Genomic DNA, 15883 nt, shown 5'->3' on the forward strand with positions numbered 1-15883 from the left:
AACCCGAACTGTAAGGGCTTCGCTGCCGCCGCCTGAGGAGAAAATTAGAAATGACCTTCGTCGTCACCGACAACTGCATCAAGTGCAAGTACACCGACTGCGTAGAAGTCTGTCCGGTGGACTGCTTCTACGAAGGCCCGAACTTCCTGGTAATTCACCCGGATGAGTGCATTGACTGCGCGCTTTGTGAGCCTGAATGCCCTGCACAAGCCATCTTCTCTGAAGATGAAGTGCCTGCCGGCATGGAACAATTTATTCAGTTGAATGTTGAGCTGGCTGAAATCTGGCCAAACATCACTGAAAAGAAAGACGCTCTGCCGGACGCGGCAGAATGGGATGGCGTGGCAGACAAGATCAAAGATCTCGAACGCTGATTCACGCTGCACCAAAAAGCCCCGGTCTCTTGCGAGTCGGGGCTTTTTGCGTTCAAGGATGATGAGGACAACAGGCCGGTAACAATTACAGTACAAAATACTTAGCTGACTAACTTTAAACCCGCAGCGTAGACATATATAAAGGCCATCTGGTATCAATTCACGCGACGGGTAAAAACTTCACTAGCCTTATGCCTTCAGGCAACTAGACTCAAGCTCTATTGAGCTCCGGGCTGCGCAGGGTAGGACTGAGCCGCAGCATGTCAATGCAGGTGTCGACCCAGATTTCAGCTTGTTTATAGAGCTCAAAACAGTCGGGAACCAGCAGCCATTGCCCAAGAATACCGTCTATATAGGCGTGCAAAGCGATTGCCGCACGACGGGCATCCAGGTTCGAAGGGAGTTGTTCGCGATGGATTGCATTACTCAGCGTGAGCTCGATCCGGCTGTTACAGTCGACACTTGCCATTTGGCGTTGACGGCGCAAATCGCACATTTCGTCAGTGAATTCGCACTTATGAAACAAAATCTCATTGATACGCCGCGTTTTCGGATCAGTCGCCACCTGACGAAACAAATGGACCAACAAACTGCGCAAGCAACCCAGCGGATCAAGCTCCTCCTGGCTCTCGCTGGCTTTGGCCAGTTCTTCCAAAGGTTCGCGCAGGCTGTCCAGCATGGCCTGAACCAGGTCAGCCTTGTTGCTGAAATGCCAGTAAATGGCACCCCGGGTGACACCCGCCAACGCAGCGATATCAGCCAGCGTAGTGCGGGCAACCCCTCTTTCATAAAAGGCCTGCTCGGCTGCTTCGAGGATTTTGCTCCGGGTTTCCTGAGCTTCTTCTTTGGTACGACGCACCATAACAATCACAACCTCAATCAGGAGGGTCTGGACAATTTCAGTTCGGTATCCAAACCGGCATCGGGTGGCGTTTGTTCTGCCTTATCCCGGTCTACTACGGACTCAAAAATGGACTCTGGAACGCCGCTTGCGACAGGTTCCCACTGTTTACAAACAGACATGAATGTAAGTATATTCCTTAGCAAGCTCATTATCCACCCGGAACAGCTTTCTATACCCTTCCACTATTCTTGTGCGCTTTCGCGTGCCTGACCCGAGGATCTTCATGCAATTTAAGCCAGCTGTTACCGCTCTGGTTGCTGCCATCACCCTAGCTTCGCTGCTCAGCGGATGTAAGAAGGAAGAGGCAGCACCTGCCCCACAAACCCCTCAGGTCGGCGTCGTGACGCTGAAAACCCAGCCATTTACCTTGACTACCGATCTTCCTGGTCGAACGACTTCATACCGTTCGGCAGAAGTTCGCCCTCAAGTGAACGGCATTATCCTTAAGCGCTACTTCAAAGAAGGCAGCGACGTTAAAGAAGGCCAGCAGCTGTATCAAATCGATCCGGCGATCTACGAGAGCAGCGTGCTGAGCGCCAAGGCGACCCTGCAATCGGCCAAATCCCTGGCTGATCGCTACAAGCAACTGGTTGCAGAGCAAGCCGTGAGCCGTCAGGAATACGACAACGCCGAAGCTGCTCGTCTAGAAGCCGAAGCTGCACTGAAAACCGCTCAGGTAAACCTGCGCTACACCAAGGTCCTGGCGCCGCTGTCAGGTCGTATTGGTCGCTCGCTGTTCACTGAAGGCGCACTCGTAACCAGTGGCCAAGCCAATGCATTGGCCGTGATTACTCAACTGGACCCGATTTACGTAGACGTGACCCAGTCCTCGGTAGAGATGCTGGAACTGCGTCGCGACCTGGCAGATGGCCGTCTGAAAAAAGCCGGTGAGAACGCTGCCAAAGTCAAACTGACCCTGCCGGACGGTAGCGAATACCCACTGGAAGGTCGTCTTGAGTTCACCGAAGTCTCGGTAGACGAGACCACCGGTTCCGTCACCCTGCGTGCGGTGTTCCCGAACCCTGACAGCGTTCTGTTGCCTGGCATGTTCGTTCACGCCCAACTGGAAGCGGGCATCAACAGCGATGCCATTTTGGCCCCGCAAATTGGTGTCACCCACAACGCCAAAGGCGAGCCAACGGCCCTTATCGTCGGTCCGGACAACAAAGTTGAGCTGCGTGTGTTGCAAGCAACGCGCACGGTTGGCAGCGACTGGCTGGTAGAAAAAGGCCTGAACGCCGGTGACCGTTTGATTACAGACGGCCTGCAGTACGTCCGTCCAGGCGCTGAAGTCAAAATCATGGACAAGACTCCAGGCGCAACCCCGGCATCGGCCCCGGCCACTGATAAAGCTTCGGGCAGTAAAGGGGAATAAACCATGTCGAAATTTTTTATCGACCGTCCAATTTTCGCCTGGGTAATAGCCCTGGTGATCATGCTGGTCGGGGCTTTATCGATCCTCAAGCTGCCGATAAACCAGTACCCGAGCATCGCACCACCGGCCATCTCGATTTCCGTGACCTATCCGGGTGCTTCGGCACAAACCGTACAGGACACCGTGGTTCAGGTGATCGAGCAGCAACTTAACGGTATTGACCACCTGCGTTACGTGTCATCGGAAAGTAACTCCGACGGCAGCATGACCATTACCGTAACGTTCGACCAGGGTACCAACCCTGACACCGCTCAGGTCCAGGTCCAGAATAAGCTGAACCTGGCCACCCCGCTGCTGCCGCAAGAAGTGCAGCAGCAGGGTATCCGGGTTACCAAGGCAGTGAAAAACTTCCTGATGGTAGTCGGCGTGGTGTCCACCGACGGCAGCATGAACAAGGACGACTTGTCGAACTACATCGTCTCCAACATGCAAGACCCGCTGTCGCGGACGGCAGGTGTGGGTGACTTCCAGGTGTTCGGTGCCCAGTACGCCATGCGTATCTGGCTAGACCCGGCCAAGTTGAACAAGTACAACCTGACCCCGGTGGATGTTAAAACCGCGATCGCGGCGCAGAACGTCCAGGTGTCTTCCGGCCAATTGGGTGGCCTGCCTGCGCTGAAAGGCCAGGAACTGAACGCAACGATCATTGGTAAAACCCGCCTGCAAACCGCCGACGAGTTTAAAAAGATCCTGCTGAAAGTGAACACCGACGGCTCTCAGGTTCGTCTGGGTGATGTCTCCGAAGTGGGCCTGGGCGGTGAGAACTACAGCATCAGCGCCCAGTACAACGGCAAGCCATCTTCCGGTATTGCAATCAAACTGGCTTCTGACGCTAACGCCCTGGACACGGCCAAAGCCGTTCGCAAAACCATTACTGACCTGGAACCCTTCTTCCCGCCAGGGATGGAAGTCGTATTCCCGTATGACACCACTCCGGTAATCTCGGCCTCTATCAAAGGGGTTGTTGAAACACTGGTAGAAGCAGTCGTGCTGGTGTTCCTGGTGATGTTCCTGTTCCTGCAAAACTTCCGCGCTACGATCATCACCACGATGACAGTACCGGTTGTATTGCTGGGTACCTTCGGGATCCTGGCCGCTGCGGGCTTCAGCATCAACACCCTGACCATGTTCGGTATGGTCCTGGCCATCGGCTTGCTGGTGGACGATGCCATCGTTGTGGTGGAAAACGTCGAGCGGGTAATGGCCGAGGAAGGCCTGCCGCCCAAAGAAGCCACCAAGAAGTCCATGGGCCAGATCCAGGGCGCTCTGGTAGGTATTGCCCTCGTACTGTCGGCGGTATTGCTGCCAATGGCGTTCTTCGGCGGCTCCACCGGTGTGATCTACCGTCAGTTCTCGATCACCATCGTATCGGCCATGGGCCTGTCGGTTCTGGTCGCCCTGGTGTTCACCCCGGCCCTGTGTGCCACGATGCTAAAACCAATCACCAAAGGTGATCATGGTCAGAACAAACGTGGGTTCTTCGGCTGGTTCAACCGTACTTTTGACAGCGGCGTACGCGGTTACGAAAAAAGCGTAGGCAGCATTCTGCGCCACAAAGCGCCGTACCTGCTGGCCTATGTCCTGATCGTTGTTGGCATGGTGTTCCTGTTCACCCGCATTCCTAGCTCCTTCCTGCCGGAAGAAGACCAGGGTGTACTCTTTGCTCAGGTTCAAACCCCACCGGGTACCTCGGCCGAGCGAACTCAGGAAGTCATCGACCGGATGCGTGAATACCTGCTCACCGACGAAACATCGGCGGTGTCCTCGGTGTTTACCGTTAACGGCTTCAACTTCGCAGGTCGTGGTCAAAGCTCGGGCCTGGCATTCATCATGCTCAAGCCTTGGGGCGAGCGTGATGCCGACAACAGCGTGTTTGCCCTGGCAGCACGTGCCCAGAAGCACTTCTTCACTTTCCGCGATGCAATGGTGTTTGCTTTTGCTCCGCCAGCGGTAATGGAGTTGGGTAACGCCACCGGTTTTGACTTGTACCTGCAAGACCAGGCCGGTATTGGTCACGAGAAACTGATGGAAGCGCGTAACCAGTTCCTTGGCATGGCTTCGCAAAGCAAAGTACTGGCGGGTGTGCGTCCAAACGGCTTGAACGACGAACCTCAGTACAAACTGATCATCGACGACGAAGCGGCGCAAGCGTTGGGCGTAAGTCTGTCGGACCTTAACAACACGCTGTCCATCGCGCTGGGTGCCAGCTACGTCAACGACTTCATCGACCACGGCCGGGTAAAAAAGGTGTTCCTGCAAGGTACCGCCTCTTCCCGTATGAGCCCGGAAGACCTGAAGAAGTGGTACGTGCGTAACGACCAGGGAACCATGGTGCCGTTCTCGGCCTTTGCCAAGGGCGAGTGGATTTACGGCTCACCTAAACTGTCGCGTTATAACGGCGTAGAAGCCATGGAGATTCTGGGTACACCTGCTCCGGGCTACAGCAGTGGTGAGGCCATGGCAGAAGTTGAAGCCATCGCCAAGAAGCTTCCTAAAGGTGTCGGTATTTCCTGGACAGGTCTGTCTTACGAGGAACGTTTGTCAGGTTCGCAAGCCCCTGCCTTGTACGCAATTTCCTTGCTGATGGTCTTCCTGTGTCTTGCCGCACTGTATGAAAGCTGGTCGATTCCGATCGCGGTCATGCTCGTTGTACCGCTGGGGATTATTGGTGCGCTGCTGGCTACCAGCCTGCGTGGCCTGTCCAACGACGTGTACTTCCAGGTAGGTCTATTGACGACAATCGGTCTGGCAGCGAAAAACGCCATTCTGATCGTCGAGTTTGCCAAGGAACTGCATGAACAAGGGCGTAGTCTGTTCGATGCCGCGATTGAAGCGTGCCGGATGCGTCTGCGACCGATCATCATGACGTCCCTGGCGTTCATTCTCGGCGTTGTGCCGCTGGCCATCTCCCACGGCGCAGGCTCGGGCAGCCAGCACGCTATCGGTACAGGTGTAATCGGCGGGATGCTGAGTGCGACCCTGCTGGCTATTTTCTGGGTGCCGCTGTTCTTTGTTGCCGTCTCCTCGATTGGCAATAAAAAAGACACTGAGCAAAAAGAAGAACTGACTAACACTCCAAACAAAGAGGCTGGCCAATGAGCAAGTCGCTTCTCGCAGTAGCGGTTGCAGCGTTTACGCTGAGTGGCTGCTCGCTTATACCGGACTACCAGCGCCCCGAAGCGCCGATAGCCGCGCAATACCCGCAGGGCCCGGCCTACTCGCCGAATGAGGCGCCAAACCAGGCCGCTGCAGAACAAGGCTGGCGTCAGTTTTTCCATGACCCAGCCCTGCAACAGCTGATCCAGACAGCGCTGGTCAACAACCGCGACCTTCGGGTCGCGGCGCTGAACATCGACGCCTACGCCGCGCAGTACCGCATCCAGCGTGCGGACCTGTTCCCGGCTGTAACGGCAGATGCCAGCGGCAGCCGTCAACGCACCCCGGCGCGCATGTCGCAAACCGGCAAGGCAGGCATTAGCAGCCAATACTCTGCGACCCTTGGGGTCAGTGCGTATGAGCTGGACTTGTTCGGACGTATCCGCAGCCTGAGCGATCAGGCTCTGGAAAACTACTTCGCCACCGAAGAAGCCCGCCGTTCCACCCAGATCAGTCTGGTGGCCAACGTTGCGACCGCTTACCTGACCTGGCAAGCGGACAAAGAGCTGCTCAAGCTGACTGAAGACACCCTCAAGGCGTTCGATGAAAGCTACAAGCTGACTCTGCGCAGCAATGAAGTGGGTGTGGCTTCGGCCCTGGAACTCAGTCAGTCGCGCACGTCAGTGGAAAACGCCAAAGTTCAATTGGCCAAGTACACCCGTCAGGTTGCCCAGGATGAAAACAGCCTGGCCCTGCTGCTCGGCACTACCGTCCCGGACAATCTGCCGCCAGCCAAACCGCTGTCGGCTGATTTGCTGACCCAAATGCCAGCGGGCTTGCCGTCTGACTTGCTGCAACGTCGTCCGGACATCCTTCAGGCCGAGCACCAGTTGTTGGCGGCCAACGCCAATATTGGTGCCGCACGTGCCGCGTTCTTCCCGAGCATCAGCCTCACCGCCAATGCCGGGACCTTGAGCCCAGACCTCTCGGGTCTGTTCAAGGGCGGTTCGGGCACCTGGCTGTTCTCGCCGCAGATCAACCTGCCGATCTTCAACGCAGGCGCTCTGCGCGCGAGCCTGGACTACTCGAAAATCCAGAAGGAAATCACCGTCTCGCAATACGAGAAGGCGATCCAGACGGCATTCCAGGAAGTCTCTGACGGCCTGGCAGCACGTCAAACCTACAACCAGCAGTTGCAGGCGCAAGCCGATTTCGTTAACGCCAACCAGGACTACTACCGTCTGGCTGAGCGCCGTTATCGGATTGGTGTCGACAGCAACCTGACCTTCCTTGATGCACAGCGCTCGTTGTTCAGCGCGCAGCAGGCGTTGATCACCGATCGCCTGTCGCAGCTGACCAGCGAAGTCACACTGTACAAGGCGCTGGGCGGTGGCTGGTACGAGCAGACCGGGCAAAACCGGCCTGTATCGGACAAGCCGCCAAAAGCTTGATAGCGACCCGATAAAACAAAAAACCCGCCAATTGGCGGGTTTTTTGTTGATCACTGACTGTAGGAGCGAGCTTGCCTCGCGATCTTTAAAGTCAAGATCCCCCTCACCCTAGCCCTCTCCCGAAGGAGAGGGCACCGATTGGGGGATGCTAAAGATAGTCGGTGGCCTGTTTGCTGCGCGACAACGCGGCGTCGTAGACGGGGCAGCAATTCCCACAAATTATTCCCGGGACTCGACGCCCAACTCGTCCCACACCGACTCCGCCAAATGGAAGGTCGCGTTGGCTGCCGGAATGCCGCAGTAAATCGCGCTCTGCATGATCACTTCTTTGATCTCTGCACGGGTCACGCCATTGTTGGCAGCGGCGCGCAGGTGCAGTTTGAGTTCTTCACTGCGGTTCATGCCGATCAACATCGCAATGGTAATCAGGCTACGGGTATGACGTGGCAATCCCGGCCGCGTCCAGATATCACCCCATGCATGGCGGGTGATCATTTCCTGGAACTCGCTGTTGAACTCGGTCAGGGCGTTCAGGCTGCGGTCGACGTGTGCATCGCCCAGCACGGCGCGGCGTACACCCATGCCCTCTTCATAACGTTGTTTCTCGTCCACAAAACGCTCCTTAAACCGCTTGTTGTGTTAACAAAAACGCCAGCACCCGCTGGCTGAACGCATCACCGGCCTGCACGTTGGACAAGTGCGCCGCGTAGAACTCAGCGTATTCGGCACCTGCCACGTGTTCCTGAATGAAATGGCTGCCCGAAGGCGGCGTCACGGCGTCTTCGGTTCCTGCAATCACCAGCGTCGGCACGCGAATCGCGCCGAGCTGATCACGAAAATCGGCATCACGCACCGCCGCGCAGTTGGCGGCATAACCCTGCGGCGAGGTGGCCGCCAGCATGTCAGTAATGCGTTTGGCTTGATCCGGGTGGGCCTGGGCGTAGTCTGCGGTAAACCAGCGGGCAATCGAGGCATCACGCAATCCAGCCATCGCCGCTGCACCGTCACGCAGCACCATTTCAATCCGCGGGTTCCACACCGACGGCTCACCGATCTTGGCCGCGGTGTTGCACACCACCAGTGAATTCAGCCGTGAACCGGCATGAATGCCCAACCACTGGCCAATCAGGCCGCCCATCGACAGGCCGCAAAAATGCGCGCGCTCAATATGCAGCGCATCGAGTAACGCCAGTACATCGCCACCCAACTGCTCAATGCTGTACGGACCTTCGGTCACCAGCGACTGGCCATGGCCACGGGTGTCGTACCGCAGCACCTGAAAATGCTCCGCGAACGCCGGAACTTGCGTTGCCCACATGCCCAGGTCCGTGCCCAATGAGTTGGACAACACCAACACCGGGGCGCCTTTCGGGCCATCGAGTTGGTAGTTGAGTTCACCTTCTGCCAGTTGTACACGCCCCACGACCATCTCCTTTTTAGACTGCCAACGCAAAATGTTCAGCCCGTGCCCGCTCGACCCACGTCGTCGCTTGCCCCAAGTAATGAGCAGGATCGAGCAAGCGATCCAGTTCGGCTGCCGATAACTGCGCGCTAATCTCGGGCTCATCGCCCAACACCGCACGCAGATGCCGATGCTCGGCCACGGCCCGCTTACAGCATTGCTCCAACAGGTGATGCGCGGTTTCGCGCCCCACTCGCTGCGCCAATTCAATACTCACGGCTTCGGCCAATACCAGGCCGTGGGTCAAATCGAGGTTTTGCGCCATGCGCTCGGCATCCACTTCCAGCCCCTGGGCAATATTGAGGGCTTGAGCCAACGCGCCTGCCACCAAACAGCAAATCTCTGGGAGGGTTTCCCACTCGGCATGCCACAAGCCCAAACTGCGCTCGTGTTCTTGAGGCATGGCGCTGAACAAAGTGCTGAGCAGCCCGGGAACCCGCGTCGCCGCACTGATCAATACGGCAGAACCCACCGGATTGCGCTTGTGCGGCATGGTCGAGGACCCGCCCTTGCCCGGCGCAGAAGGCTCGAAGACTTCCGCCGCTTCGGTCTGCATAAGCAAACTGATGTCGCGGCCCATCTTGCCCAGGCTACCTGCCACCAACCCGAGTACCGCACCGAACTCCACCAGACGGTCACGCTGGGTGTGCCAGGGTTGGTCGGGCAGCGCGAGCTTCAACTCGGCGGCCAACGCGTGCGCCACGGGTAACGCTTGCTCACCCAGCGCGGCCAAGGTGCCCGAAGCACCGCCAAACTGCAGGCTCAGCAAACGTGGTTTTAATGCTTGAAGCCGCTGACGGCTGCGCGTAACTGCGCCCAGCCAACCTGCGATTTTCATACCCAAGGTCACGGGCGTTGCTTGCTGCAACCAGGTGCGACCAGCCAAGGGCGTGGTGGCATAACGCTGGGCCTGTTGCGCGAGAACTTCGCCCAACTGCTGCAAATCCTGCTCGATCAGTGCGAGGGCAGCGCGCAGTTGCAGCACCAGCCCGCTGTCCATCACGTCCTGGCTGGTCGCGCCCAGGTGCACATAACGTTCGGCCTCGGGGCTGACGCTGGCAATCTGCTTGCCGAGCGCTTTCACCAACGGGATGGCCGAGTTGCCAGCGCTGGCAATGGCCAGCCCCAAGGCTTCAAAGTCGTAGAGTTCGGCGCGGCAAGCCGCTTCAATCGGTGCAACTGCTGACGACGGAATCAGCCCTGTGCTGGCTTGAGCCCGAGCCAGAGCGGCCTCAAAGTCGAGCATGGCTTGAACCCGGCCATGGTCACAAAACACCGCACCCATAGCCTTGCCCGTGAAATAGGCATCGAACAGTTGGTTACTCATAAACCTTCCTTTGCAGGCGCGCGCCGAACATCGGCGCGCGCAAACTCATCACATATCGTGATGCAGGTATTTGGGCTGCTTCGGCAAACGGAAGCTAAACAGGAAGGCGATGGCCATCATGACCGTCACGTACCAGTAAAAGGTGTTTTCCATGCCCATGGACTTCAGGCCCAAGGCCACATATTCCGCCGAACCGCCAAACACTGCATTAGCCACGGCGTAGGCCAGGCCCACACCCAACGCCCGTACCTGTGGCGGGAACATCTCGGCCTTAACCAAACCGCTGATCGAGGTGTAGAAGCTGACAATCGCCAGCGCCAGGGTGATCAACACAAAGGCCAGAAACGGGCTGGTAATGGTTTTCAGGCTGAGCAAAATCGGCACAGTGCACAATGTGCCCAAGGCGCCAAACCAGAGCATCGAATTTCGACGGCCGATTTTGTCCGCGAGCATGCCGAACAACGGCTGCATGCACATATAAAGGAAGAGCGCGCCGGTCATGATGTAACTGGCGGTTTTGGCGTGCATCCCGGCGGTGTTCACCAGGTATTTCTGCATGTACGTGGTAAAGGTGTAGAAAATCAGCGAGCCGCCAGCGGTGTAGCCGAGCACGGTGATAAACGCAGCTTTATGGTCACGAAACAGCGCCGCAATGCTACCGGCGTCTTTGTCATTACGGGATTCAGCGCTGGTGGTCTCTTCCAGGGAACGACGCAACAACAGCGAAATAACGGCTGCGATGGCACCAATCACAAACGGGATGCGCCAGCCCCATGCGCGCAGTTCCTCATCTGACAAAATCTGCTGGAGAATCACCACCACCAGCACTGCCAGCAACTGCCCGCCGATCAACGTGACGTATTGGAACGAGGCAAAGAAACCACGCTGCCCCTTGAGGGCAACCTCACTCATGTAAGTGGCCGTGGTGCCATATTCACCACCCACCGACAGGCCCTGGAACAACCGCGCCATCAAGAGTAATGCGGGTGCCCACGCACCAATCGAGGCGTAGGTCGGCAAAAAGGCGATGACCAATGAACCGGCGCACATCATCATCACCGCGATCATCATTGAGTTCTTGCGCCCGTGCTTGTCGGCCACCCGGCCAAACAGCCAGCCACCGATAGGACGCATCAAGAAGCCCGCCGCAAATACACCGGCCGTGTTCAGCAGTTGTACCGTAGGGTCATCGGAGGGGAAAAAAGCTGGCGCAAAGTAGATTGCACAGAACGCGTAAACGTAAAAATCGAACCATTCGACCAGGTTGCCCGAGGAGGCACCGACAATCGCGAAGATCCTTTTTCTACGTTCTTCTCCTGTGTAGTGAGTGTCTGTTGTCATGATTTTAGACTCATCTGGTTAGTTATTTTCAGACATACCTTGCAACAAGTACCCTGCAACCACAATGCGCCAAACGATTGAGTCCTTAATCGTCTGGCGCGTCGTCAGGGCAAATCAGACCCGTTCTATCGCCAGCGCCAAGCCTTGGCCGACCCCTACACACATAGTCGCCAGACCTTTTTTACCGCCGGTTTTTTCCAGTTGGTGCAGGGCCGTCAGCACCAGCCGCGCACCGCTCATGCCCAGCGGATGGCCCAACGCGATGGCGCCGCCATTGGGGTTAACCTGCGGCGCATCATCCGCCAGCCCCAACTCACGCAACACGGCCAACCCCTGGCTGGCAAAGGCTTCATTGAGTTCGATGACATCAAAGTCACTGACCGCCAGGCCCAGACGCTCAACCAGTTTGCGCACCGCAGGCACCGGGCCAATGCCCATCACCCGTGGTGCAACCCCGGCGCTGGCCATGCCCAGCACCCGTGCGCGGGCAGTCAGGCCATGACGCTTGACCGCATCAGCCGAGGCCAGAATCAACGCCGCAGCCCCGTCGTTGACCCCCGAGGCATTGCCTGCGGTGACGGTTTTGTCCGGGCCGTTGACCGGTTTGAGTTTGCTCAGGGTGTCGAGGCTGGTGTCGGCACGCGGGTGTTCATCGCGCTCAACCACGCTTTCGCCTTTTTTGTGGGCGATACGTACCGGCACAATCTCTTCAGCAAAATAGCCCGCCGCCTGTGCAGCCGCTGTGCGCTGCTGGCTGCGCAGGGCAAAGGCGTCCTGGTCGGCGCGAGAAATCTGATAGTCATCGGCCACGTTGTCGGCGGTTTGCGGCATCGCATCGACACCGTATTGAGCTTTCATCAACGGGTTGATGAAGCGCCAGCCAATGGTGGTGTCTTCCAGCTTCATGTTGCGCGAGAACGCGGCATCAGCCTTGCCCATCACAAACGGTGCCCGCGACATCGATTCAACGCCGCCGGCAATCGCCAACTCCATTTCACCGCTGGCAATGGCACGGAACGCCGTGCCAATCGCGTCCATCCCCGAGGCACACAAACGATTGAGGGTGACACCGGGGATGCTCTCCGGCAGTCCGGCCAGCAACGCCGCCATGCGCGCGACGTTGCGGTTGTCTTCACCCGCCTGGTTGGCGCAGCCCAAAAACACTTCGTCGACTTCGTCCCATTTGACCGTGGGGTTGCGTTCGATCAGTGCCTTGATCGGCGTTGCCGCCAGATCGTCGGCACGAACGGCCGACAAGCCCCCGCCAAAACGGCCAATCGGGGTTCGAATCGCGTCACAGATAAACACTTCACGCATCACGCTTCTCCTGGTGCCTGACCGTGAGCCAGGGCCGTGCGCGCTTCCAGGTCACGCAAAGCGCTTAGCTCAACGTCGGTTGGCTCGGCGGTTTGCTCAACCTTGTCGGCAAAGCGAATCGCCCAGCCCGTTGCCGCCACAACTTGTTCACGCGTCACACCGGGGTGCAGGGCGGTGACCACGAATTCGTTGGTCTGCGCTTCGGGTTCCATGATGCACAGGTCCGTGATGATCCCCACTGGCCCTGCGCCAAGCAGGCCCAAACGCTTGCGCGAGTCGCCGCCTTCGCCGTGACCAACCGAGGTAATGAAGTCCAGTTTGTCGACAAACGAACGGGCTGATTGTTTGAGGATGATCAGCACGCTTTTGGCAGAACCGGCGATTTCAGGTGCACCACCCGCGCCCGGCAGGCGGACCTTTGGATGGTGATAGTCACCGACCACAGTCGTGTTGATATTGCCGAAGCGGTCTACCTGAGCGGCACCCAAAAAGCCGACGTCAACCCGACCACCTTGCAACCAGTAGCGGAAAATCTCGCTGGTGGAGACGACCGTGTCAGCCGTTTCGGCCAGCTCACCGTCGCCAATCGACAGCGGCAGCACATTAGGCTTTGCGCCAATCGGGCCAGACTCGTAAATCAGCACCACATCCGGCGACGAGGTCAGGCGCGCCAGGTTCGCAGCCTTCGAAGGCAGGCCAATGCCGACAAAACACACCGAGCCATTTTTCAAACGGCGGGCGGCGGCAACGGTCATCATTTCGTTGGTGGAGTAAGCCATTATTTTGCCTCCGAAGCGCGGGCCAGCTTGGCCTGGAACTCACTGAAATTGGCGGTGCCGTGGATGTATTCGTTTATCCATGCGGTAAAAGTTTCGCGGTCACGGGCAATCGGGTCCCAGGCCTGATAGAAACGGTTATCACGCTCGGTGTAACCGTGTGCGTAGGAAGGATGCGCACCACCCGGCACGTGACATACAGCGCTCAAAGCCCAGGTTGGCAGGACGCAGGCGTTCATCGGCGCCTGCAAGTCATCGACAATCTCTTCAACCGTCACGATGCAGCGCTTGGCGGCCAAGGCGGCCTCTTTTTGTACGCCCAGAATGCCCCACAACAGCACGTTGCCTTTGCGGTCAGCCTTTTGCGCGTGGATCACCGTGACGTCAGGGCGCACCGAAGGCACCGCAGCCAGCACTTCACCGGTAAACGGGCAGGTAACAGTCTTGATCAGCGGGTTGACCTTGGGCAAGTCGGAACCGGCATAGGCGCGCAGTACCGCGAATGGCAAGCCCGAAGCGCCCGCCACATAGGCATTGGCCAGGTCGGCGTGGCTGTGTTCTTCGATTTCCAGCGGCTGCGGCCACTGTTTTTCGACGGCATCGCGCAGACGGTGCAACGAACCGACACCAGGGTTGCCGCCCCAGGAAAAAATCAACTTTCGTGCACAGCCGGCGCCGATCAATTGGTCGTAGATCAAGTCAGGCGTCATACGGACCAACGTCAGGTCTTTCTTGCCCTGACGAATGATTTCATGACCTGCTGCGGTCGGAATCAAGTGAGTGAAACCTTCGAGGGCGACCGTATCACCGTCATTCACAAACTGTTTCACGGCGTCGTGTAACGAAATGATTTCTGCCATGAGGGGTAGCTCCCGTTTCTTGTTTGCCACTGAATAGAAAACGGTGCGTCGAGCGGCACCGGACTGTCAGCAGGTTAAGCCGCCCTCCCGGCTCAAACAATCCGATAATCGACGATGTGTTCGGTAATCGAACACATAGTTAGCCTGCTTGGAATTGACCGAAACGTAGCTCAAAGACTGCGATTTTTTAAGATCAAAAGATCGCGAGGCAAGCTCGCTCCTACAGGGTTAATGTACTTAACGGCGAGGTCAGGTGAACAACTGTGCGCTCAGTTCGCGGCTCGAAGTGAGCATGATCGGCAAAAAGCGCTGCTCCAGTTCTGTACGTGACACGCGCCCGGCGTGGGTGCTGACGTTCAGGGCCGCCAGCACCTGGCCGGAAGCGTCGTACACCGGTACGGCAATCGAACGCAGCCCCTGTTCCAGCTCTTGGTCGACAACGCACCAGCCCTGCTCGCGAACTTTCTGCAAGCATTCAAGCAACGCCTCGGGGGTATGCAGGGTGCGACTGGTTTTGGCCTGGAACTCAGCGTGGGCCAGGTATTCGTTGAGGGTCACATCATCAAGGGCCGCCAGCAAAATACGCCCCATCGACGTGCAATACGCAGGCAAACGGCCGCCCACCGAAAGGTCGACTGAAATCAGCCGCTGGGTGGTGGCCGAACGGGCGATGTAGAGGATGTCGTCACCTTCGAGCGTCGCCATGTTGCAGGCTTCGTGCAGTTGCTCGCTCATGCGGTCCAGATACGGTTGGGCCGACACCGCCAGCGGCGTCGATGACAAATAGGCATGGCCCAGGGTCAACACTTTGGGCAGCAACGAATAGGTCCGGCCATCGGTGGTGGCATAGCCCAGTTTGATCAACGTATACAAGCAACGCCGTACAGCGGCGCGGGGGATCTCGGTTCGATGGCTGATCTGCGCAATCGTCAGGTGCCGTTTACGCTCCTGAAACGCCTGCACCACGGCCAGACCACGGGCCAGCGAGGCCATGAAGTCGGGGTCGCCGGTAAACGCCTGAATACGTTTGGCTGGTGACGCCACAATCGGTGGCGCCAGGCCAGTCACTGCATTGCGCAATTGCTCACTCATACCCTATCCCCCTGATGTCGCTTTTATTGTTATTACAGATCGGCCCCGGTAACAACAGACACATGGCAGATGCAATATTGGCCGATTATCGAACCGATGACCGATAATCGCAATATCCTCACTCTTCATCACGGATATGAATGAGACGTAGGCAACGCCCCATGATCCTGTGCGTTTAATAAAGTTCCATTGCCGTACTTTATAACTACAGACAACACCTGCGTCTGATTTCCATTAAGCTTTTTTTACCGACTACACTGCGACAAACAGCCTCCCCCACTCATTGGAGTGCATTTTCCTTATATGCCCGGTCAATTAAGCTGACGGTAGCGCTCAACAACTTGACACTCCATTTACCTTCACTCGTATTAATAGTTCTAAAAAATGCCGAAAGCTGTTCATTCCCTGAATTTTTGCAACAAAGTTTGCACTTGGAAGTTGACGGACC

13 protein-coding genes are annotated in these 15883 nt (G+C 57.4%); 4 read left to right on the forward strand and 9 right to left on the reverse strand.

The window, feature by feature from the left end; all coding sequences use genetic code 11:
* Positions 1 to 50 precede the first annotated feature (50 nt).
* Positions 51 to 374 (forward strand): ferredoxin FdxA, encoded by a 324-nt coding sequence (gene fdxA / locus GHO41_RS12040; protein ID WP_153332387.1) that lies wholly within the window; start codon positions 51 to 53, stop codon positions 372 to 374.
* Between the two features lie 211 nt (positions 375 to 585).
* Here fdxA and GHO41_RS12045 read toward each other — a convergent pair whose 3' ends face one another.
* Positions 586 to 1236, reverse strand: a complete 651-nt coding sequence (locus tag GHO41_RS12045) for a TetR family transcriptional regulator (RefSeq protein WP_153389873.1) — start codon at positions 1234 to 1236, stop codon at positions 586 to 588.
* 265 nt (positions 1237 to 1501) lie between these two features.
* On the opposite strand from GHO41_RS12045, the gene GHO41_RS12050 reads away from it, so the two are divergent.
* Genes GHO41_RS12050 through GHO41_RS12060 form a run of 3 tightly spaced genes read left to right on the forward strand, consistent with a single transcriptional unit; the run spans position 1502 to position 7260 of the window.
* Positions 1502 to 2653: an efflux RND transporter periplasmic adaptor subunit gene (locus GHO41_RS12050; RefSeq protein WP_048369498.1), complete on the forward strand. Its 1152-nt coding sequence runs from the start codon at positions 1502 to 1504 to the stop codon at positions 2651 to 2653.
* A 3-nt stretch (positions 2654 to 2656) separates the two neighbouring features.
* A complete protein-coding gene (locus tag GHO41_RS12055; protein ID WP_153433709.1) occupies positions 2657 to 5812 on the forward strand; it encodes an efflux RND transporter permease subunit in 3156 nt (1051 codons plus the stop codon).
* Positions 5809 to 7260 carry an AdeC/AdeK/OprM family multidrug efflux complex outer membrane factor gene (locus tag GHO41_RS12060; RefSeq protein ID WP_153433710.1) on the forward strand — a complete coding sequence of 484 codons (1452 nt, stop codon included), beginning with the start codon at positions 5809 to 5811 and terminating at the stop codon, positions 7258 to 7260. The genes GHO41_RS12055 and GHO41_RS12060 overlap by 4 nt, the downstream gene beginning before the upstream one ends.
* A gap of 219 nt (positions 7261 to 7479) precedes the next feature.
* Here the strand turns inward: GHO41_RS12060 and pcaC are convergent, their stop codons facing one another.
* From pcaC to pcaR, 8 genes are all read right to left on the reverse strand, one after another.
* Positions 7480 to 7872, reverse strand: a complete 393-nt coding sequence (gene pcaC / locus GHO41_RS12065; protein WP_048369492.1) for a 4-carboxymuconolactone decarboxylase — start codon at positions 7870 to 7872, stop codon at positions 7480 to 7482.
* A 10-nt stretch (positions 7873 to 7882) separates the two neighbouring features.
* Positions 7883 to 8683, reverse strand: a complete 801-nt coding sequence (pcaD, locus tag GHO41_RS12070) for a 3-oxoadipate enol-lactonase (RefSeq protein ID WP_371928904.1) — start codon at positions 8681 to 8683, stop codon at positions 7883 to 7885.
* Between the two features lie 13 nt (positions 8684 to 8696).
* Positions 8697 to 10049, reverse strand: a complete 1353-nt coding sequence (locus tag GHO41_RS12075) for a 3-carboxy-cis,cis-muconate cycloisomerase (protein WP_153329558.1) — start codon at positions 10047 to 10049, stop codon at positions 8697 to 8699.
* Positions 10050 to 10097: 48 nt separating this feature from the next.
* On the reverse strand, positions 10098 to 11390 hold the full coding sequence (locus GHO41_RS12080; protein ID WP_048369489.1) for an MFS family transporter: 1293 nt from the start codon (positions 11388 to 11390) through the stop codon (positions 10098 to 10100).
* 114 nt (positions 11391 to 11504) lie between these two features.
* Positions 11505 to 12710, reverse strand: coding sequence for a 3-oxoadipyl-CoA thiolase (gene pcaF, locus GHO41_RS12085; RefSeq protein WP_173430588.1), 1206 nt, complete (start codon positions 12708 to 12710; stop codon positions 11505 to 11507).
* Positions 12707 to 13489 (reverse strand): CoA-transferase subunit beta, encoded by a 783-nt coding sequence (locus GHO41_RS12090; RefSeq protein ID WP_371928906.1) that lies wholly within the window; start codon positions 13487 to 13489, stop codon positions 12707 to 12709. Before GHO41_RS12090 ends, pcaF begins: the two co-directional genes overlap by 4 nt.
* On the reverse strand, positions 13486 to 14343 hold the full coding sequence (locus tag GHO41_RS12095) for a CoA transferase subunit A (RefSeq protein WP_048369484.1): 858 nt from the start codon (positions 14341 to 14343) through the stop codon (positions 13486 to 13488). The genes GHO41_RS12090 and GHO41_RS12095 overlap by 4 nt, the downstream gene beginning before the upstream one ends.
* 249 nt (positions 14344 to 14592) lie before the next feature.
* Positions 14593 to 15435, reverse strand: a complete 843-nt coding sequence (gene pcaR, locus GHO41_RS12100) for a pca regulon transcriptional regulator PcaR (RefSeq protein ID WP_048369481.1) — start codon at positions 15433 to 15435, stop codon at positions 14593 to 14595.
* Positions 15436 to 15883 lie beyond the last annotated feature (448 nt).

This window comes from Pseudomonas sp. FSL R10-0399 (assembly GCF_009600165.1).
GTDB classification, from domain to species: Bacteria; Pseudomonadota; Gammaproteobacteria; order Pseudomonadales; family Pseudomonadaceae; genus Aquipseudomonas; species Aquipseudomonas helleri.

Coding starts and splice junctions, on each gene's coding strand:
- fdxA (WP_153332387.1), top strand. CDS start 51: ATGACCTTCGTCGTCACCGACAACTGCATCAAGTGCAAGTACACCGAC.
- GHO41_RS12045 (WP_153389873.1), bottom strand. CDS start 1,236: ATGGTGCGTCGTACCAAAGAAGAAGCTCAGGAAACCCGGAGCAAAATC.
- GHO41_RS12050 (WP_048369498.1), top strand. CDS start 1,502: ATGCAATTTAAGCCAGCTGTTACCGCTCTGGTTGCTGCCATCACCCTA.
- GHO41_RS12055 (WP_153433709.1), top strand. CDS start 2,657: ATGTCGAAATTTTTTATCGACCGTCCAATTTTCGCCTGGGTAATAGCC.
- GHO41_RS12060 (WP_153433710.1), top strand. CDS start 5,809: ATGAGCAAGTCGCTTCTCGCAGTAGCGGTTGCAGCGTTTACGCTGAGT.
- GHO41_RS12075 (WP_153329558.1), bottom strand. CDS start 10,049: ATGAGTAACCAACTGTTCGATGCCTATTTCACGGGCAAGGCTATGGGT.
- GHO41_RS12080 (WP_048369489.1), bottom strand. CDS start 11,390: ATGACAACAGACACTCACTACACAGGAGAAGAACGTAGAAAAAGGATC.
- GHO41_RS12095 (WP_048369484.1), bottom strand. CDS start 14,343: ATGGCAGAAATCATTTCGTTACACGACGCCGTGAAACAGTTTGTGAAT.
- pcaR (WP_048369481.1), bottom strand. CDS start 15,435: ATGAGTGAGCAATTGCGCAATGCAGTGACTGGCCTGGCGCCACCGATT.